Annotated in this window: 14 protein-coding genes, 1 tRNA gene and 2 riboswitches; of the genes, 4 read left to right on the plus strand and 11 right to left on the minus strand. The window is 65.4% G+C overall.

The annotated features are described in order from the left end of the window. Positions 1-10: 10 nt before the first annotated feature. Positions 11-84: transfer RNA gene (locus tag ACWGQ2_RS03290), tRNA-Arg, on the plus strand. Positions 85-89: 5 nt separating this feature from the next. On the opposite strand, the gene ACWGQ2_RS03295 is transcribed toward ACWGQ2_RS03290, so the two are convergent. Further along, the gene (locus tag ACWGQ2_RS03295; RefSeq protein WP_452014286.1) at positions 90-1,985 is read right to left on the minus strand and encodes an ABC transporter ATP-binding protein; all 1,896 of its coding nucleotides are present in this window, start codon (positions 1,983-1,985) and stop codon (positions 90-92) included. A gap of 243 nt (positions 1,986-2,228) precedes the next feature. On the opposite strand from ACWGQ2_RS03295, the gene ACWGQ2_RS03300 reads away from it, so the two are divergent. Then, positions 2,229-3,884 (plus strand): sensor histidine kinase, encoded by a 1,656-nt coding sequence (locus ACWGQ2_RS03300; RefSeq protein WP_452014288.1) that lies wholly within the window; start codon positions 2,229-2,231, stop codon positions 3,882-3,884. Here ACWGQ2_RS03300 and fdhD read toward each other — a convergent pair. Then, complete coding sequence (fdhD, locus tag ACWGQ2_RS03305; RefSeq protein WP_452014290.1) at positions 3,881-4,738, minus strand: formate dehydrogenase accessory sulfurtransferase FdhD; 858 nt, start codon at positions 4,736-4,738, stop codon at positions 3,881-3,883. The genes ACWGQ2_RS03300 and fdhD overlap by 4 nt on opposite strands. 75 nt (positions 4,739-4,813) lie before the next feature. On the opposite strand from fdhD, the gene ACWGQ2_RS03310 reads away from it, so the two are divergent. Then, the gene (locus ACWGQ2_RS03310; RefSeq protein ID WP_452014292.1) at positions 4,814-7,165 is read left to right on the plus strand and encodes an FdhF/YdeP family oxidoreductase; all 2,352 of its coding nucleotides are present in this window, start codon (positions 4,814-4,816) and stop codon (positions 7,163-7,165) included. On the opposite strand, the gene ACWGQ2_RS03315 is transcribed toward ACWGQ2_RS03310, so the two are convergent. The 8 genes from ACWGQ2_RS03315 to ACWGQ2_RS03350 all read right to left on the minus strand — a co-directional run bounded on the left by ACWGQ2_RS03315 (position 7,116) and on the right by ACWGQ2_RS03350 (position 13,783). Continuing rightward, positions 7,116-8,405 carry a molybdopterin molybdotransferase MoeA gene (locus ACWGQ2_RS03315; RefSeq protein ID WP_452014294.1) on the minus strand — a complete coding sequence of 430 codons (1,290 nt, stop codon included), beginning with the start codon at positions 8,403-8,405 and terminating at the stop codon, positions 7,116-7,118. The genes ACWGQ2_RS03310 and ACWGQ2_RS03315 overlap by 50 nt on opposite strands. Beyond that, complete coding sequence (locus tag ACWGQ2_RS03320; protein ID WP_452014296.1) at positions 8,402-8,686, minus strand: DUF6457 domain-containing protein; 285 nt, start codon at positions 8,684-8,686, stop codon at positions 8,402-8,404. The genes ACWGQ2_RS03315 and ACWGQ2_RS03320 overlap by 4 nt, the downstream gene beginning before the upstream one ends. A gap of 11 nt (positions 8,687-8,697) precedes the next feature. Beyond that, complete coding sequence (gene mobA, locus ACWGQ2_RS03325) at positions 8,698-9,378, minus strand: molybdenum cofactor guanylyltransferase (RefSeq protein WP_452014298.1); 681 nt, start codon at positions 9,376-9,378, stop codon at positions 8,698-8,700. After that, the gene (locus ACWGQ2_RS03330) at positions 9,375-9,872 is read right to left on the minus strand and encodes an HNH endonuclease (RefSeq protein ID WP_452014300.1); all 498 of its coding nucleotides are present in this window, start codon (positions 9,870-9,872) and stop codon (positions 9,375-9,377) included. The genes mobA and ACWGQ2_RS03330 overlap by 4 nt, the downstream gene beginning before the upstream one ends. A 247-nt stretch (positions 9,873-10,119) precedes the next feature. Continuing rightward, positions 10,120-10,890 carry an NlpC/P60 family protein gene (locus tag ACWGQ2_RS03335; protein ID WP_452014302.1) on the minus strand — a complete coding sequence of 257 codons (771 nt, stop codon included), beginning with the start codon at positions 10,888-10,890 and terminating at the stop codon, positions 10,120-10,122. Positions 10,891-10,926: 36 nt separating this feature from the next. After that, entirely contained in the window at positions 10,927-11,727 is an 801-nt protein-coding gene (locus ACWGQ2_RS03340) for an NlpC/P60 family protein (RefSeq protein ID WP_452014304.1), read from the minus strand. A 4-nt stretch (positions 11,728-11,731) separates the two neighbouring features. Next, positions 11,732-11,888, minus strand: a riboswitch (cyclic di-AMP (ydaO/yuaA leader). Between the two features lie 125 nt (positions 11,889-12,013). After that, positions 12,014-12,781, minus strand: a complete 768-nt coding sequence (locus ACWGQ2_RS03345) for a M23 family metallopeptidase (RefSeq protein ID WP_452014306.1) — start codon at positions 12,779-12,781, stop codon at positions 12,014-12,016. A 3-nt stretch (positions 12,782-12,784) separates the two neighbouring features. Beyond that, positions 12,785-12,996: riboswitch (cyclic di-AMP (ydaO/yuaA leader) on the minus strand. Positions 12,997-13,081: 85 nt separating this feature from the next. Further along, a complete protein-coding gene (locus tag ACWGQ2_RS03350; RefSeq protein ID WP_452014308.1) occupies positions 13,082-13,783 on the minus strand; it encodes a metal-dependent transcriptional regulator in 702 nt (233 codons plus the stop codon). Positions 13,784-14,009: 226 nt separating this feature from the next. On the opposite strand from ACWGQ2_RS03350, the gene serC reads away from it, so the two are divergent. Further along, a complete protein-coding gene (gene serC / locus ACWGQ2_RS03355) occupies positions 14,010-15,134 on the plus strand; it encodes a phosphoserine transaminase (RefSeq protein WP_452014310.1) in 1,125 nt (374 codons plus the stop codon). 56 nt (positions 15,135-15,190) lie between these two features. Here serC and ACWGQ2_RS03360 read toward each other — a convergent pair whose 3' ends face one another. Further along, positions 15,191-16,480, minus strand: a complete 1,290-nt coding sequence (locus tag ACWGQ2_RS03360; protein ID WP_452014312.1) for an MFS transporter — start codon at positions 16,478-16,480, stop codon at positions 15,191-15,193. Between the last annotated feature and the right edge of the window lie 9 nt (positions 16,481-16,489).

A 16,489-nucleotide genomic window follows, 5' to 3' on the forward strand; every position in this document is an offset into this window, starting at 1 on the left:
CGGCAGCGATGCCTCCGTAGCTCAGTAGGATAGAGCGGCCCTCTCCTAAAGGGCAGGTCGTCGGTTCGATTCCGGCCGGGGGCACTTTTTTATGCCGTAGCCCCTTCACCGGCTCCCTCGTTCTCGTTGAGGGAGAACTGGGTGTTGTAGAGCTCCGCATAGCGTCCACCCTTTGCCAGCAGCTCGCTGTGGGTGCCCTGCTCGGCTATCCGGCCGTCCTCGATCACCAGGATCCGGTCCGCATTGCGGATGGTGGAGAGCCGGTGCGCAATGACGACGGCGGTGCGTCCCTGCAGCGCTTCAGTCAAGGCCGCCTGTACCGCAGCCTCCGAGGTCGAGTCCAGGGCGGCCGTGGCCTCATCCAGGACCACGATGCGGGGCTGGGCAAGCAGGAGCCGGGCAATAGTCATCCGCTGGCGCTCACCGCCGGAGAGCCGGTAGCCGCGCTCCCCCACCATGGTTTCGAGTCCGTCGGGCAGCGAGCGGATCAGGTCCTCCAGGCGTGCCCGGCGCAGCGCGTCCCAGAGTTCTTCCTCGCCGGCGCCGGGGTTGGCCAGCAGCAGGTTGGAACGAATGGTCTCGTGGAAAAGGTGTCCGTCCTGCGTCACCATGCCCAGCGCAGACCGCATTCCCTCGAAGCTCAGGTCACGGACGTCCGTGCCGGAGAAACGCACCGCCCCGGCATCGACGTCGTAAAGCCGCGACAGCAGCTGTGCAATCGTTGATTTGCCGGCGCCGGAACTGCCCACCAGGGCCACGGTCTGCCCGGGTTCCACCCGGAACGAGACATCGTGCAGCACATCCTCACCACCCCGGCTGTCCAGAACGGCTACATCCTCGAGCGAGGCTAGGGACACCTTGTCCGCCGTGGGATAGGCGAACGTAACGTCCTCGAACTCCACGCCCAGCGGGCCTTCGGGAACCGGCGCGGGGTTTTCCTTCTCACGGATCAGCGGCTTCAGGTCCAGGATTTCGAATACCCGCTCAAAACTGACGACGGCGCTCATGATTTCCACCCGCGCGTTCGCCAGCGACGTCAGTGGCGCGTAGAGCCTGGTCAGCAGCAGGGCCAGCGTCACCACGTCGCCCGTGTTCAGGGTGCCGTTCAGGGCGAACCAGCCGCCCAGGCCGTAGACAAGTGCCAGCGCCAATGCTGAAACCAGTGTCAGAGCCGTGACAAAAACGGTCTGCATCATCGCTGTCTTAACACCGATGTCCCGTACGCGGGCCGCCCGGACGGCAAACTCAGTAGATTCCTGGTCCGGCCGGCCGAACAGCTTGACCAGTGTGGCGCCCGGCGCGGAGAAGCGTTCGGTCATCTGGGTGCCCATGGACGCATTGTGGTTCGCGGCTTCACGGCGCAGCGCCGCCAGCCTGCTTCCCATCCGCCGGGCGGGGATCAGGAATACCGGCAGCAAGAGCATGGCCAGGATGGTGACCTGCCAGGAGGTTGTCAGCATCACGATCAGCGTAAGGACCAGCGCAACGAGGTTGCTGACCACCCCTGAGAGGGTGCCGCTGAAGGCCTGCTGGGCTCCTATGACGTCATTGTTGAGCCGGCTGACCAGGGCCCCGGTGCGTGTACGTGTGAAGAAGGCGATGGGCATCCGCTGCACGTGGTCAAAGACGGCGGTGCGCAGGTCAAGAATTACCTGTTCACCGATCCGCGAGGAGAACCACCGCGTTGCCAGCGAAACCCCGGCGTCAGCCACGGCCACAACGGCTATCAGTACTGCCAGCCAGATCACCGTCTCAACCGATGAACGGGCCACGATCGCATTGACGACTTCACCGGCCAGGACGGGGGTAGCCACCGCCAGGAAAGCACCGCCGGTGGAGAGAATCAGGAAGCCAATCAGCTGCCTGCGGTACGGCGAAGCGAAAGCCAGGATCCGCCTGAGGGTCTCCCGTGAAATCTTCCGGTCACTGCCTTTTGCGGTGGAGATCTTGTAGAGCGAGCTCCAAGCCGCGCCTTCCATGCTCATCTTTGTAACTTCCTCACGTAGCGCTGCTTCCAGCGTAGTAGCTCCCACGGTCCGCGGCCGCCGGGCATAACGCCCCCTGGCGGCAGCGAATTCCCCGCAATACACCCGCTGCAGGGACACGCATGCATGTGTGCCGCACCACGGGTAACAGAAGTCACCCTGGGATACACTGCAAACTGCCTGCAACGATCCGGGCCCCTTGAACGAAAGGCCGCTATGCCGACGGCGCCCACCCATGAAGGGATGTCTACGGACAGACTCAGCGAGGACTTCCCCGCGCTGGTCGCTGTCAGCGATGCCTCACTGCAGGCGGACGTCGAAGCAGCCCTGGGCCGCGCGTCGCTGCGCCCGGTCTCCCGGGCGGAGGCCACCGAAGACCCCCTGCCCGTCCTTGCCGTGGTGGACACCCAGGCAGTAACCGCCGCCGGCCCCGACCTGCGGCGCTGGCTGCTGCCCGTTGCGGACGGTTCCGGACCGCCGGTCATCCTCATCACCTCCGGTGAGCTGCTTGACGTGGAGGACATGGTCCGGCGCGGCATCACGGATTTTGTCCTGAGCCCGGTTTCCTCCGATGAGCTCTCTTACCGCGCCGCGCTGATCCGCGCGGAGTCCCTGGCCGTCCGGCGCCGTCGGGAAGTCAACGCCAGCCTGCGGGGAAAAACCCGCATCATCTCCGCGGCGGTCCGTGCCACCAATGACCCGCACGTGATGGCCGACGCCGTCGTCTCCGGCCTGGGTGATGCCTTCGGGGCAGACCACGTCCTGCTGACCACGTTCCCGGATGAGCGGGTGCCGGCACTGGAGAATGGCTGGAGCCGTCCCGGGACCAGCGCCCGGATACCGGTTCCGGACCCGGGACAGGCCTTCGAAGTGGCGCGGCTGCTGTGGGAGAACGGAAAGATGCTCGCGGCGCGGGACCATCTCGATCCTGAATCGGACACCCATCCCATCCTTTACCCGGAGCCCCGCGAGGCAGGCCTGCGAACCTCCGTGATTGTGCCGCTGGGTCACGGTGACCGCCCGTTTGGCATCATCTGGCTCGCCGGCGAGTATGCCGAGCGGGTCTGGACCCCAACAGAGCTCTCCCTGATCCAGCATGTCAGCGGCAACCTGGCGCACGGCCTGGTCCAGGGCCACCTGATCACAGCCCAGCGCACGGTCCTGGCCCGGCAGCGTGAGCTCGACCGGGAAAAGACCGACTTTGTGGCCACCATCAACCACGAACTGCGCACTCCGCTGACGTCCATCACCGGTTACCTGGACCTGATCCTGGACAGCTCCGGAGGCGAAGTCTCGCCTGAGGTCGCCCAGATGCTGGAGATCGTGGGCCGCAACGCCAACCGGCTCAATCACCTGATCGGCGACCTGCTGACCATCTCCCGTGCCGATGCCGAGGAAACCCGGCTGGACGTGGAGGAGCTTGTACTGCGGGATCTGCTGGATCAGGTCATCGCTTCGCTGACCCCCGCGGCTGCCAGCCGGAACATCTCCCTCACACTGGATGAAACCGACCCCGAGCTGCGGCTGGACCTGCGCCTGGACGGGGACCGCGAACAGCTGGAACGCGTCTTCTCAAACCTCATCTCCAACGCAGTGAAATTCACCCCGCCGAACGGCACGGTCCGGGTGGAGGCATCGCTTGCAGACCCGGCCGACGGCACTGCACCGATGATCCGGGTGTGTGTGCGGGACACCGGAATCGGCATTCCTCCGCAGGACCTGCCCAAGCTCTTCAGCCGCTTCTTCCGTGCCTCCAACGCCACGGCAGCGGCCATCCCGGGAACCGGCCTGGGGCTCTCGATTGTCCAGGACATCGTCAACCAGCACGGCGGCAAGCTCTCCATCGCCTCCGAAATGGGCAAGGGAACCTGCGCCGAGGTTATGCTCCCGGCCAGTTAGCCTTCCGCAGCTGCGCCGACGGCAACCTGGGCCTGGATCCGCTCCGGAAAGCAGTAGCAGTTCAGCGAACTGCCGCGGCTGAAGCCCACCAGCGTCATTCCCGCGTCACGGGCCAGTTCCACGGACAGGGACGACGGCGCCGAGACCGCTGCCAGCACCGGGATACCCGCCAGCTGCGCTTTTTGAACGAGTTCAAAAGATGCCCGGCCAGATACCTGGAGCACGGTTCCGCGCAGCGGCAGCATACCGGCGCGCAGCGCCCAGCCCACCACCTTGTCCACGGCGTTGTGCCGTCCCACGTCTTCGCGCAGGCACAACAGCTCACCTTCGGCAGTGAACAGGCCTGCTGCGTGGACCCCTCCGGTCTTCTCGAACAGGGCCTGGCTTTCCCGCAGCCGCTCGGGCAGGGCTGCCAGGACCTCCAGCGGCACGCGCACGCCGTCCCCGGCTACGTCGAAGTGGGAGGATTTCCGCACTGCTTCAATGGAGGCGGTACCGCAGATTCCGCAGGAGGATGAGGTATAGACGTGCCTCTCCATGCCGGTGTCCGGAAGCGGAGTGCCGGGGCGCAGCTGAACATCCACCACGTTGAAGGTCTGCTGCCCTTCCTCATCCACCCCGGCGCAGTAGCGCAGTGAAATCAGTTGGCCGGCCTCCCAGATAACGCCCTCAGAGACCAGGAAACCGGCCACCAAATCGAAGTCGTCGCCGGGAGTCCGCATGGTCACGGTGAAGGAACGGCCCTGGAAACGGATCTCCAGCGGCTCCTCTCCGGCCAGCACATCATCGCGCCGGCTCACCGTCCCGTCAGTGCGGAACCTCGTTATGCGGGCACGCCGTGAAACCCGTCCCATCCCATCGCTCCTCAATAAGTCTTAGACTGGCCTCACTTCAGACTAGGTGATTTCCTACACAAGGACGTGGTGGCTGTGCCAAGCAAGGCTCCAAAAGATGGAATCGACGAATCAGAGCTGAGGGTTGGTGACCCCAAGACCCATGCCGTGGGCCTTCCGGCGGTAATCAATTCACTGCGCATTTCCTTCGACCAGATGGGGGCCATGCGCAGCGCCAAGACGCTGCTGAACGTGAACCAGAAGAAGGGCTTCGACTGTCCCGGCTGCGCCTGGCCTGAAGGGGACAAGCGCCACGCCGCGGAGTTCTGCGAAAACGGCGCCAAGGCCGTGGCTGAGGAAGCAACCAAACGCAAGGTTCCGCCGGAGTTCTTCGCCGAACACTCGATTGCGGACATGCTGGAAAAGGACGACTACTGGCTGGGCCAGCAGGGCCGTCTGACCCACCCGATGGTGCTGGAGGCCGGGGACACGCACTACCGGCCGATCAGCTGGGACGCGGCATACGACATCATCGTCGAGGAACTCGCTGCCATGGACAGCCCGGACCAGGCGGTGTTCTACACCTCGGGCCGCACCTCCAACGAGGCAGCCTTCCTGTATCAGCTCATGGTCCGCGGGCTGGGCACCAACAACCTGCCGGACTGCTCCAACATGTGCCACGAGTCCTCCGGATCGGCGCTGACGGAAACCCTCGGCGTCGGCAAGGGTACCGTCAGCCTGGATGATGTGCAGGGCTCGGACCTGATCATCGTTGCCGGACAAAACCCCGGAACCAACCACCCGCGAATGCTGACCGCGCTGGAGCGGGCCAAGAAGAACGGCGCCACCATCGTGGCCGTGAATCCGCTGCCCGAAGCGGGCCTGCTGCGTTTCGACAACCCGCAGACGCCGTCGGGCATCCTGGGCACGAAGTTCGGCGGCGGAACCCAGCTGGCGGACGACTTCCTGCAGATCCGCCTGGGCGGTGACCAGGCGTTGTTCCAGGGCCTGGGCAAGTACCTGCTGGAGCAGGAAGAGGAACACGGAAACGTCTTCGACCACATTTTCATCAACTCCTATACCGACGGACTTGATGCCTACCTGGCGGAAATCCGGAAGACGTCCTGGGATGAGATCTGCCTGGCCAGCGGCCTGACCCGGGCGCAGATTGAAGCCACGGGCGCCCGGATGATTGCTTCCAAGTCCACGGTGGTGTGCTGGGCCATGGGCCTGACCCAGCACAAGCACTCCGTGGCGATGCTCCGCGACATCGTTAACGTCCTGCTGCTGCAGGGCAATGTTGGCAGGCCGGGCGCCGGTGTGTGCCCGGTGCGCGGGCACTCAAATGTTCAGGGTGACCGCACCATGGGCATCTTCGAGCGGATGCCGGAGGCGTTCCACGACAGGCTCGACGCCGAATTCGGCTTTGCCTCGCCGCGGCGCCACGGGTTCGACACCGTCAATGCGATCCGGGCGATGCGTGACTCCAAGGTCCGGGTGTTTATGGCGATGGGCGGCAACTTCATCCGCGCGACTCCGGATTCAGCAGTGACAGAGGATGCGCTGCGCAACACGGCGCTCACGGTCCAGGTATCCACGAAACTGAACAAATCGCATCTGGTGCATGGCCGGCGGGCACTGATCCTCCCCGCGCTTGGCCGCACTGACCGGGACACGCAGGCCGGCGGAGACCAGCGGGTAACGGTGGAGGATTCGATGAGCGCGGTGCACGCCTCGCAGGGCAGGCTGGACCCGCCGGGTCCGCAGGTCCGGTCCGAGGTTGCAATTGTCTGCGAGCTCTCCGAACGCCTGTTCACCGGTTCAAAGGCTCCCTTCCGGGAGAACGCACCGAAGCTGGACTGGATCGGCGCCCGCGCCGACTACTCCCTGATCCGCCGGCACATCGAGAACGTTATTCCCGGATTTGAGGGCTTCGAGGCCAAGATCAAGCACGGCGGCGGAGGGTTTGTGCTGCCCAACGGCCCGCGTGACGGACGAAAGTTCGCAACGGCAACTGGCAAGGCGCGTTTCACGGCCAATGAGCTGGATTATCCGAAGGTTCCGGAGGGACGGCTGATCCTGCAGACCCTGCGTGCCCACGACCAGTACAACACCACCATCTACGCCAAGGATGACCGTTACCGGGGCATCTACGGCGGACGGCGGGTGGTGTTCGTCAACGAGGCTGACCTGGCAGCAGCCGGGATGAAGGACGGTGACATGGTGGACATGGTCTCCGAATACGAAGACGGCGTCGAACGGCGGGCCGAAGCGTTCCGGGCGGTTGCCTACAACACCCCTGTTGGGTGCGCAGCGGCCTACTACCCGGAAGCAAACGTCCTGGTGCCGCTGGACTCCGTTGCCGAAGTCAGCGGCACCCCAACGTCCAAGTCAGTGATTATCCGGCTGGAGGCTGCTTCACCGGCCACGGCAGAGGCAGCGCACTGACGGACTGGTCGGCAGTGCAGCCTTCTTCCGGGAGCACCATGATGGCGTCGGCCTCAGCCAGCCCGCGGAGCATGCCCGAACGGAAGTACTGAGAGGGCACGGCGCGCCCGTCCTGGATCCGGCAGGGAACCAGGCGGGTGCGCCCGGGCAGCGGGGCCACGTCCACCCCGGCCAGCACATGGTATTCCCGGGCGGATGCGGCACCGCGCAGCCCTTCGAGCAGCGGCTGAAGCACGGTGAACACTGCCATCATGGCTGCCAGCGGGTTGCCTGGGAGTGCAACGACGAACCGTCCGTCCTGCAGCCGGGCCAGCAGCGTGGGGTGGCCCGGCCGCATGGCGATACCGTCAATGACCAGCTCCGCATCCACTGCTTCCAGTGCACGCCGCAGATGGTCTGCGTCTGAAATCCCCGTGCCACCGGTGGTCACAAGTACATCGCCGGATGACATGGCCAGCGACGTCTCGTCCACTGCATCGGTGCTCAGTGCGGCAATCACATCATCCAGCCGGTCCGGAAGGCGGCGGACGGCATCCACTCTGCCGCCGAGCATCTCCACGAGCCGGGGCAGCTGCGGCCCAAAGGTGTCCCGCACCTGTCCGGAATCCGGCAGCCCGGATTCGATGACCTCGTCACCGGTGAACAGCAGCGAGACACGCGGTGCGCGCAGCACCGGCAGGGTGTCATGCCCGCACACCGCGGCCAGGGCAATGTGCGCCGGGTTCAGGACCGTGCCGGCTGCGATCGTGGTTTCACCGGCTGCAGCTTCTTCGCCGGCAGGGCGAATGTGCTCCCCCAGCCGCGGTTCGTCTTCACGGGCAGTGGCCGCGCGGCGCAGCGTCGCGGGCTCGGCAGGGTCCAGCACCCCGTTCTCTGTCCGGAGGATCGCTTCCGCCCCCGCCGGAACGAGTCCGCCGGTCAGAATCGAAACAGCTTCACCAGACTGCAGCGGACGGCGGCCGGATTCCTTATGGATCTGCCAGGGTTCAGGATCGGGTTCGGGTACCACTATGGTCCAGGGTTCGGGTCCTGCCACGGCCCACCCGTCCATCGCGGAGGAAGCGTAGTGCGGCACCGGCTGCAGGGCGACGGCATCGGAGGCCAGGGTATGCCCCAGGGCCTCAGCGAGGGGAACCGTCTCGAACGGCAGCGGGCGGGCCGCGGCATAGGCGGCTTTGCGGGCCTCTCCCCAGGATGTGTTCGGCTGCAGGGGCAGGATTACAGGCAGGGTACCGTTCACTTTGACTCCTTCCGGTCTGCTTCCGCGTCGCATTCGCGCTGGGCCGCCCGGATGGCTGCCCGCATGGCAACCGTTTCATCGGCCTGGCCGGACCCGGCGGCCAGACCCGCAGCCAGACCGGCGACGAAGGTTGTCAGGGGTGCTGCCGGACGCACCACGTTGTGGGCAGCAGCCGCAGCCAGGTCCAGCACCGCGTTGATATCCACCTGCGTTCCGTCAAGCTCAAAGGCCTGCAGCAAGCGCTGCGTCCAGTCCTCGAGTTCCTGCTGCTGGGTTCCCATCTTGTGGCTCCTTAGTCCTTGGCGGCAGCTGCGGATCCGGGTGGCACGCCTGCGGCCCGTGGCCCGGCCTGGATACCCCATTTCCCGGCATCTGCCCAAGTGTCCACGTCCGCCGTGCTTCCCTCCGGAACGGCAACCTCTCTCCACTGCACCCTAGCAAGCATGCTGAACATTGAGAGATCTGCGAGTCCCTCCGCGCGTGAAGCTACGGCTTCGGCAAGGTCCCCGGTGCGGTACAGGGCGGCCAGAGGCTGCGTCTTTCCGGCACTGTCCACCGCCAGCACGGACTGGCTTGGATCCTCCGCCGCCGCAGCCAGCAGCGCAGGTACGGCCAGATGTGCCTCCGGCATGTCGCAGGCAAGCAGCAGAGTCCAGGGACTGCGGGTATCCCCGGTCTGTGCAGAGATTTCCGCCAGCGCACCCACAGCGGCTCCCACGGCGGCGGCAGGACCTGAGAACGGCGGATCCTCCCTCACAATGATCCCGGAATAGGCAACGCCGTCGAGCAGCGTCTGAAGGGACGGCGGTCCCGCTACCGCCGTGCGCACAGCGCCGGCAGCGGCACGCAGAGTACGGACCAGCAGCGGCTCCTGCTCCAGGAGGAGGCCCGCCTTCGGTTCTCCGCCGAGCCGTGAGGAGCGGCCGCCGGCAAGAATAACGGCGTCGAACCGCGTGGCTGCACCGGAGTTCATGCGGCGGTATCTCCCAGGAACGGGCTCCACTGTGCCGCCGGCTGCTCCAGCTCCCGGATCTGCCAGCGGGTGCCGCGCGGGGCACGCGGCGTAAACCGGAGCTTCCAGCCCAGCTGGTTCAAGGTTTTGTCGCCTTTCTTGTTGTTGCAGCGCAGGCAGCAGGCCACGAGGTTCTCCCAGCTGTCCTGCCCGCCGTGCGACTTTGGCACCACGTGGTCCACCGTCGCCGCCTGCTTCCCGCAGTACGCGCAGGAGTGTCCGTCGCGGCGCAGGACTCCGCGGCGGGTAGCTGCGGTTGAATCACGGTACGGGATGTTTACGTAGCGGTTCAGGAGGATCACGGACGGGCGGCCAAAAACATCCCCGGGACCAACAACCGGGTCCCCGCTCTCCGCCAGCACGCTGGCCTTGCCGGTTAGGACCAGCACCAGCGCGCGCCGGAAGCTGACCACAGCCAGCGGTTCGTAGCCCGCATTCAGAACCAGGGTTCGCATGCACGTTCCTCTTCGCCTGCCCGCCGGCGGGAAGAAACAGCGTCAACCGGCCCTGCGGTACTTCGAATGTTCACTGCAAGGGTAAGCCGCGGAACGCAATCCCGCCATTAAACCGGCCCGGGTTCACGCCGAATGCCGGGGCTGAGCGGCACGGCGGCTTCGGCTCCGGCGAGGAGCCGGTCCCGGAAAGGCAGAAGGACCCTGCCGTTTCCCGGCAGGGTCCTTCACTGTGTCAAAACTGTGGCTCTTAGCCTCCAACGCGGATGTATACGCCGCCGGAACCAAGTTCTGCGGGAGCAACCACGGTCTGGTTCCCGAAGAAGCCGCCGTGGACGGCCTGGCCGTTGCCCACGTAGACAGCGATGTGGGCCAGGCCCATGCCGCCGTCGGCGTAGTAGATCAGGTCGCCGGGGACAGCCTCGGCAGCGCTGACCGTGCGGCCCAGCGAGAGGTAGCCTGCGGGCCAGTCGTGGAAGTTGATGCCGGCAGCTGCCAGTGCATTGGTCACCAGCATGGTGCAGTCCTGCATAACACCGAGCTGTGCGTAGGCTGCAGCGGCGATGGTGGCTGCTGTGCCGGACGCTGCAGCGGGTGCTGCCGGAGCGGCGCTCTGCGCGGCGGCCGGGGTGGCTGCTGCCGTGCCGTTGCCGGCGGGAGCCGCAGCGGCTTCATCTGCAACAGCAACTTCCTGGGACTGGACAGTGACCTCTGCGGGCTCGGGTGCCACGATCACGCCCGGGACCGGGGTCAGCGTCAGGTCGGGACCGATTGCGTCGGCCGGAACCTGAAGCGGAATAGAGGACAGATCCAGCTTGCTGGTCTGTACGTCGCGGGATGTCTCCGGGCCGGCTGCGGTAGCAGCTACGCCCGTGCTCAGTACCAGACCCGAGGCAGCTGCAATAACTGCGGCCTGGCGTCCGACGTTGCCGGCGCTGCTGACAGCGTCTGCAAGGGCGGACAGGGAGTTATTGCGCTGCACGGGCGCACGGTGACGCGCACGCTCAGTTGACGTGGTCATGAGAGGTTTTTCTCCGTTGTTTCTGGCAACTGGGCGTCAGCTGACGCGGACGAAGCTTGCGCCGGGAAGATCAGACAGGGAGTGCAGTCCGGTGTTCATGCCGTTGAGGCCACCGCTGATGACCTGGCCGTTGCCGACGTAGATCGCAACGTGGCCGCCGGTGATGACGAGGTCGCCGGGCTGCGGGCTGCCAACAACGGTACCGAAGGCGAAGAACTGTCCGGGAGCCAGGTCGCCGACGGACTTGCCGACCGAGCGCAGTGCATTCTCAACCATGGCGGTGCAGTCCTGTGCTACGCCGATCTGGGCGTAGGCGGAAGCCACCAGGCCGGCAGCTACTCCGCTGGCGCTGGCTTCTGCGGGGGCAGGAGTGGAGGAAGCGGTGCTGACGTTGCCGGCTGCGGGTGCGGCAGCCGGGGCCGGAGCAGCGGCCTGCTGTGCGGCGACAGCTTCCTGCTGGGCAGCGGCAGCAACGGCTGCGGCTTCCTCAGCAGCAGCCTGCTCTGCGGCTGCAATCTGTGCGCGGGTCTCGGCTCCGGACAGCGAACCGGCCAGCGGCTGGACCGGAAGTTCGAAGGGTGCCTGCTCGGAGACCGTAACGGTCCCGTTGGAGGTCACAACGTTGAGGGGGGTGGCTTCAAGAGCCTGGCGGTCGGTGGAAACCGGAGCTGCCTGGGCCGGCATACCTGCGGCCAGGACGAGGCCGGAAGCAGCGACAACCACGGCGGCCTGGCGGCCGACGGATCCTGCGTTGGCGGTAACAGCTTTGGACAGCGCGGTAAGCGTGCTTACCGGCGCAGTGGCGGCACGACGGCGGCCGGAATTGACTGATGACACAGTTTTTGCCTCTCCCAACGCCTGCGAGGTGAGCTGTCGGATTCGGATGGGAGTCACCCGGTTGCTGGACTGCTAAGTCCGGCAACTTAACCCCTAGGGCTTCTTGCGAAACCCGAAATTGGTTCCCCCGCCTCTGCCATGCGATTTTGCGAACGGATCTCGGACAGTGGCAGAGCTCGGCGAACTGTTCGAGAGTGCCTGATCTTTGGCGAATCAGGCACGGTGACGAGAATATAACAACATCAAGGAAATGTCACGCTCAGGTCACGAAAGGGTATTGCCGCGGTCACAACCAGCCGAGGGGATCGACAGGATTGCCGTTTACGAGTACTTCAAAGTGCAGATGGCAGCCGGTGGAGGCGCCCGTGGTCCCGCTGGCGCCCACCAGGTGCCCGCGCTCCACGAAGTCCCCGACGGACACGCTGATCGCTGACAGGTGGTTATAAGTGGTCTCCACACCGTTGCCGTGATCGACCACGACGCGGTTACCGCCGCCGTACTCATGCCAGCCGGCCGACTTGACCGTTCCGGCTGCTGCGGCGGTTACCTCGGTGCCGCAGGCTGCGGCGTAATCCTGGCCGGTGTGAAGCTCCCCTGCCGTGCCGGTGATGGGGCTGACCCGGTAACCGAAGGAAGAGGTCTGCACCAGCTCCGACGTCAGCGGAGCAGCGAGCGTTCCCTTGGCCGCAGCCGGGGTCACATCGGTTCCTGCGACCGTGAGCCCGCGCAGCTTGGCATCGGGGTCGAACTTGGAGGTCAGTGCTGCCCGGTCAAAGTCCAGGACTGCGTTGGGGTCTGCGGAAACCGGCGCCGGAGCTGCAGTCAGCTCCGGAGTGGTGGCCGGGTCCGTGGCTGCCGCCGTCGTGGGCATGGCCACGGTCAGGACGAGCCCGGACGCGGCAGCCGTGATGGCGAACTTCTGGGCGGTGCCGCCCATGGGACGGTGGACAGGTTCGGCGCGGCGTCTGCCGGCCGGCCGTCCGGCGGTGCGTGGACGCAGCTCAACGGCCGGTGTTTCGGCCCTGCGCCTGCCCGAAGCAGCATGCTTCGACAAGTGTTTCCCTCTCTACAAAGCCTGCGAAGTTAGCTGTCGGATTCGAGTAGAGAAACTCGGCCCCCGATGCCCGGGACCATCCAGGAAACAGATGGTCCTGCGCTGCTCGAAGGCTTCACCCCAAGGCAGTAGTGCTGCCGGTTGGTGGGTCCTCCGCCCCTGCCTGCGAACGGTTGCACCTGCGGTCCAGTGGCAGGGTTCGGCTGTTGGACCGGTAAGCGGTGTTGTTGCTGTAGTCAGATGCCACTATAGGGGCAAAAGGCCAAAAGATACCATTCCGTTACCTGGAGAGGCAGAAGGTCACGAAGCGGGTGCGGAGACAAATACGTGCGAAGCGACCTCGGCGGGGAGCTCCAGCGCACCCTCGATGCCCGGCACACGGACCGAAATGTAGCCGCCCACAACCTCAGCTGTGATGGTTGCTCCGGGCCGCAGCCCGGCCTCATCCAGCTGGGTCAGGAGTTCGGGGTCCACCTGGATGGGTTCGGCCAGCCGTTCGAGCACCATCGGCTGCCCGGAGGTGACAAGCTCGACGGCGGAGAGCAGGTCCCGGTAGGCAATGGCCGGCGGCACTGCGGCCTCTCCGCCGAGGGCTTCCAGTCCGGGAATGGGGTTTCCGTACGGGGATTCGGTGGGCTTGCCCAGCAGGTCATACAGGCGGCGTTCCACACGTTCGCTCATCACGTGTTCCCAGCGGCAGGCTTCGTCATGGACGTAGGCCCAGTCCAGTCCAATCACGTCCGCGAGCAGCCTTTCGGCCAGCCGGTGCTTGCGCATCACTTCGGTGGCACGGCGCCGGCCCAGCTCAGTAAGTTCAAGCTGCCGGTTCCCGGAGACGACTACCAGTCCGTCACGTTCCATCCGCCCGACGGTCTGGGAGACGGTTGGCCCGGAGTGGCGCAGGCGCTCGGCAATGCGCGCCCGCAGAGCCACGATGTTCTCTTCTTCGAGCTCAAGGATGGTTCGAAGATACATCTCAGTTGTGTCGATGAGGTCCGTCATGACCGTACCGCTCCTAGCAATCGTGCGGAAGTGAATACCCGCAGCGGCACAGAACGCGCCGCCGGTTCCGTTCCCACGTTAGCCCATCGGCTCAAAACGGGGAGAATTATCCGCTTCGCAGGAGCAAAAGCGCTAGCCCGGTCACAATAGGACCGGCACGGGCGCCGGGTGTTGAATAGAAGAGTACGTTGAAGCACCCTGCCAACCCGCTTGGAGCATACAGAAAATGGGCGAACCCGCCGTTACGATTCCCGCAGAACTTCTTCCCAAGGACGGGCGGTTCGGCGCCGGCCCTTCCAAGGTCCGGCCCGAGCAGATCCAGGCCCTGACCAGTGCAGGTGCCAAGCTGCTTGGCACCTCCCACCGGCAGGCACCGGTGAGGAACCTCGTGGGAAGCGTCCGCGAGGGACTCTCTTCCTTGTTCTCCGCCCCCGAGGGCTATGAGGTTGTCCTCGGCGTCGGCGGCTCCACTGCCTTCTGGGACATCGCTTCCTTCGGCCTGGTGGAAAACAAGGCACAGCACCTTTCCTTCGGCGAATTCGGTTCCAAGTTCGCCGCTGCTACCAACAAGGCACCTTTCCTGGCGGCCTCCAGCATCATCAAGTCTGAACCCGGCACCCGCCCGGAAGCAGCTGCCGAACAAGGCGTTGACGTCTACGCCTGGCCCCAGAATGAGACCTCCACGGGCGTAGCCGCTCCGGTCCGCCGGGTTGCCGGCGCCGACGACGGCTCCCTTGTCCTGATCGATGCGACGTCAGCGGCCGGCGGCCTGGCCGTGGACCTGGCTGAAGCGGATGTGTACTACTTTGCCCCGCAGAAGAACTTCGCGTCCGACGGCGGGCTGTGGCTGGGCATGTTCTCCCCTGCTGCCATCGAGCGCGCCGCCAGGATCAACGCTTCCGACCGCTGGATCCCGGATTTCCTGAACCTTCAGACAGCGGTGGACAACTCGCGGCTGAACCAGACCTACAACACCCCGTCCCTGTCCACACTGGTGACTCTGGACGCGCAGATCCAGTGGCTGAACTCCAACGGCGGCCTGGACTTTGCTGCGGCCCGCACTGCCGATTCCGCCGGCCGCATCTACTCCTGGGCAGAGAAGTCAGGCGTCGCTGCGCCGTTCGTTGCCCGCGCCGAGGACCGGTCCAACGTCATCGCCACCATCGACTTCGATGAGTCGATTGATGCCGCAGCCATCGCCAAGACCCTGCGGGCCAACGGCATCGTGGATGTTGAGCCGTACCGCAAGCTTGGCCGCAACCAGCTGCGCATTGCCACCTTCGTCGCCATTGAGCCTGATGATGTCAGCGCTCTGCTGCAGTGCATCGACTATGTGATCGAGCATTCCTAACCGCTGGATCAGCTGACGGCGGGCACGAGCCCGTCCCGACGAGGATCCCGGCGCCGTTACTGCGGCCTGGGGTCCTCGTCGTTTATGCGCTTCTCCGTCGCGTCGCTGGTCAGGTAGAGCCGCCGCCGGACCGAACGATCGTAGTGCAGGCGCAGGTGGTGCGCACGCCAGGCCCAGACCAGGCCGATGACGGCGGTGATCAGACCGGATGCTGCGGCCACGCCGAGGCTCCAGCGCGGACCGAAGGCATTGGAGACCCATCCAACGATCGGTGCGCCCAGCGGCGTGCCGCCGAGGAAGATCGCGAAGTACAGGGCCATGACCCGGCCGCGCATTACCGGTGTGGTGGTGGTCTGGACGTAGGCGTTGGCACTGGTCATCAGAGTCAGCGCGAACAGGCCCACCGGGATCAGGGACAGGGCAAAGATCCAAAGCGTCGGGGAAAGTGCGGCAACCGTGCAGGCGGCGCCAAAGGCACCGGCTGCCCCGAAAATAAACCGCAGCCGCGGCCGCTCGCGGCGCGCTGAGAGCAGGGCCCCGGCGACGGAGCCAATTGCCATGATTGAGTTCAGCAGCCCAAAAACCCCGGCATCCTGTCCAAACTCGGTCCGTGCCATCGCGGCGATGTACACGGCGAAGTTCAGGCCGAAGGTTCCCACGATGAAGATCGCCACCAGGACCATGACCAGATCCGGACGGTACCGCACATATTTCAGTCCGGCCCGGATCCGTCCCTTGCCCGGCGGTGCCTTGGGCAGCACCCGGAGTTCGGAGGAACGCATCTTCAGCAGGGCAAGGACCATGGCAGCGAAGGTCACCGTGTTAATAAGGAAGACCCAGCCCGGCCCCACCGCCACGGTCAGCAGGCCGGCCGCTGCCGGGCCAATCATGCGGGCACCGTTGAAGGAGGCACTGTTCAGTGCGACGGCGTTGGGCAGGTTCTCCTCGCTGACCACCTCGGAGACAAAACTCTGGCGCGCGGGGGCGTCCACGGCGGAGACCACGCCCAGCGCCAGGGCGAACGCGTAAACGTGCCACAGCTCCGCATGCCCGGAGAGCACCAGCAGGCCCAGTCCCGCACCAAGTGCAGCCATTGAAACCTGGGTGGCCAGCAGGACCCTGCGCCGGTCATAGGTATCGGCAACAAGGCCCGCCCAGGGCGCGAGCAGAAGCTGCGGGCCCAGCTGCAGCGCCATGACGATTCCCATGGCTGCAGCGTCCTGGCTGGTCAGGATGTCATAGACCAGCCAGTCCTGGGCGGTGCGCTGCATCCAGGTTCCAATGTTCGAAACCAGGGCTCCAAGGAACCAGATGCGGTAGTTGAAAATTCGAAGCGAACGGAACATTTAGGTTCA

It is taken from the genome of Arthrobacter sp. NPDC055585, from assembly GCF_053619115.1.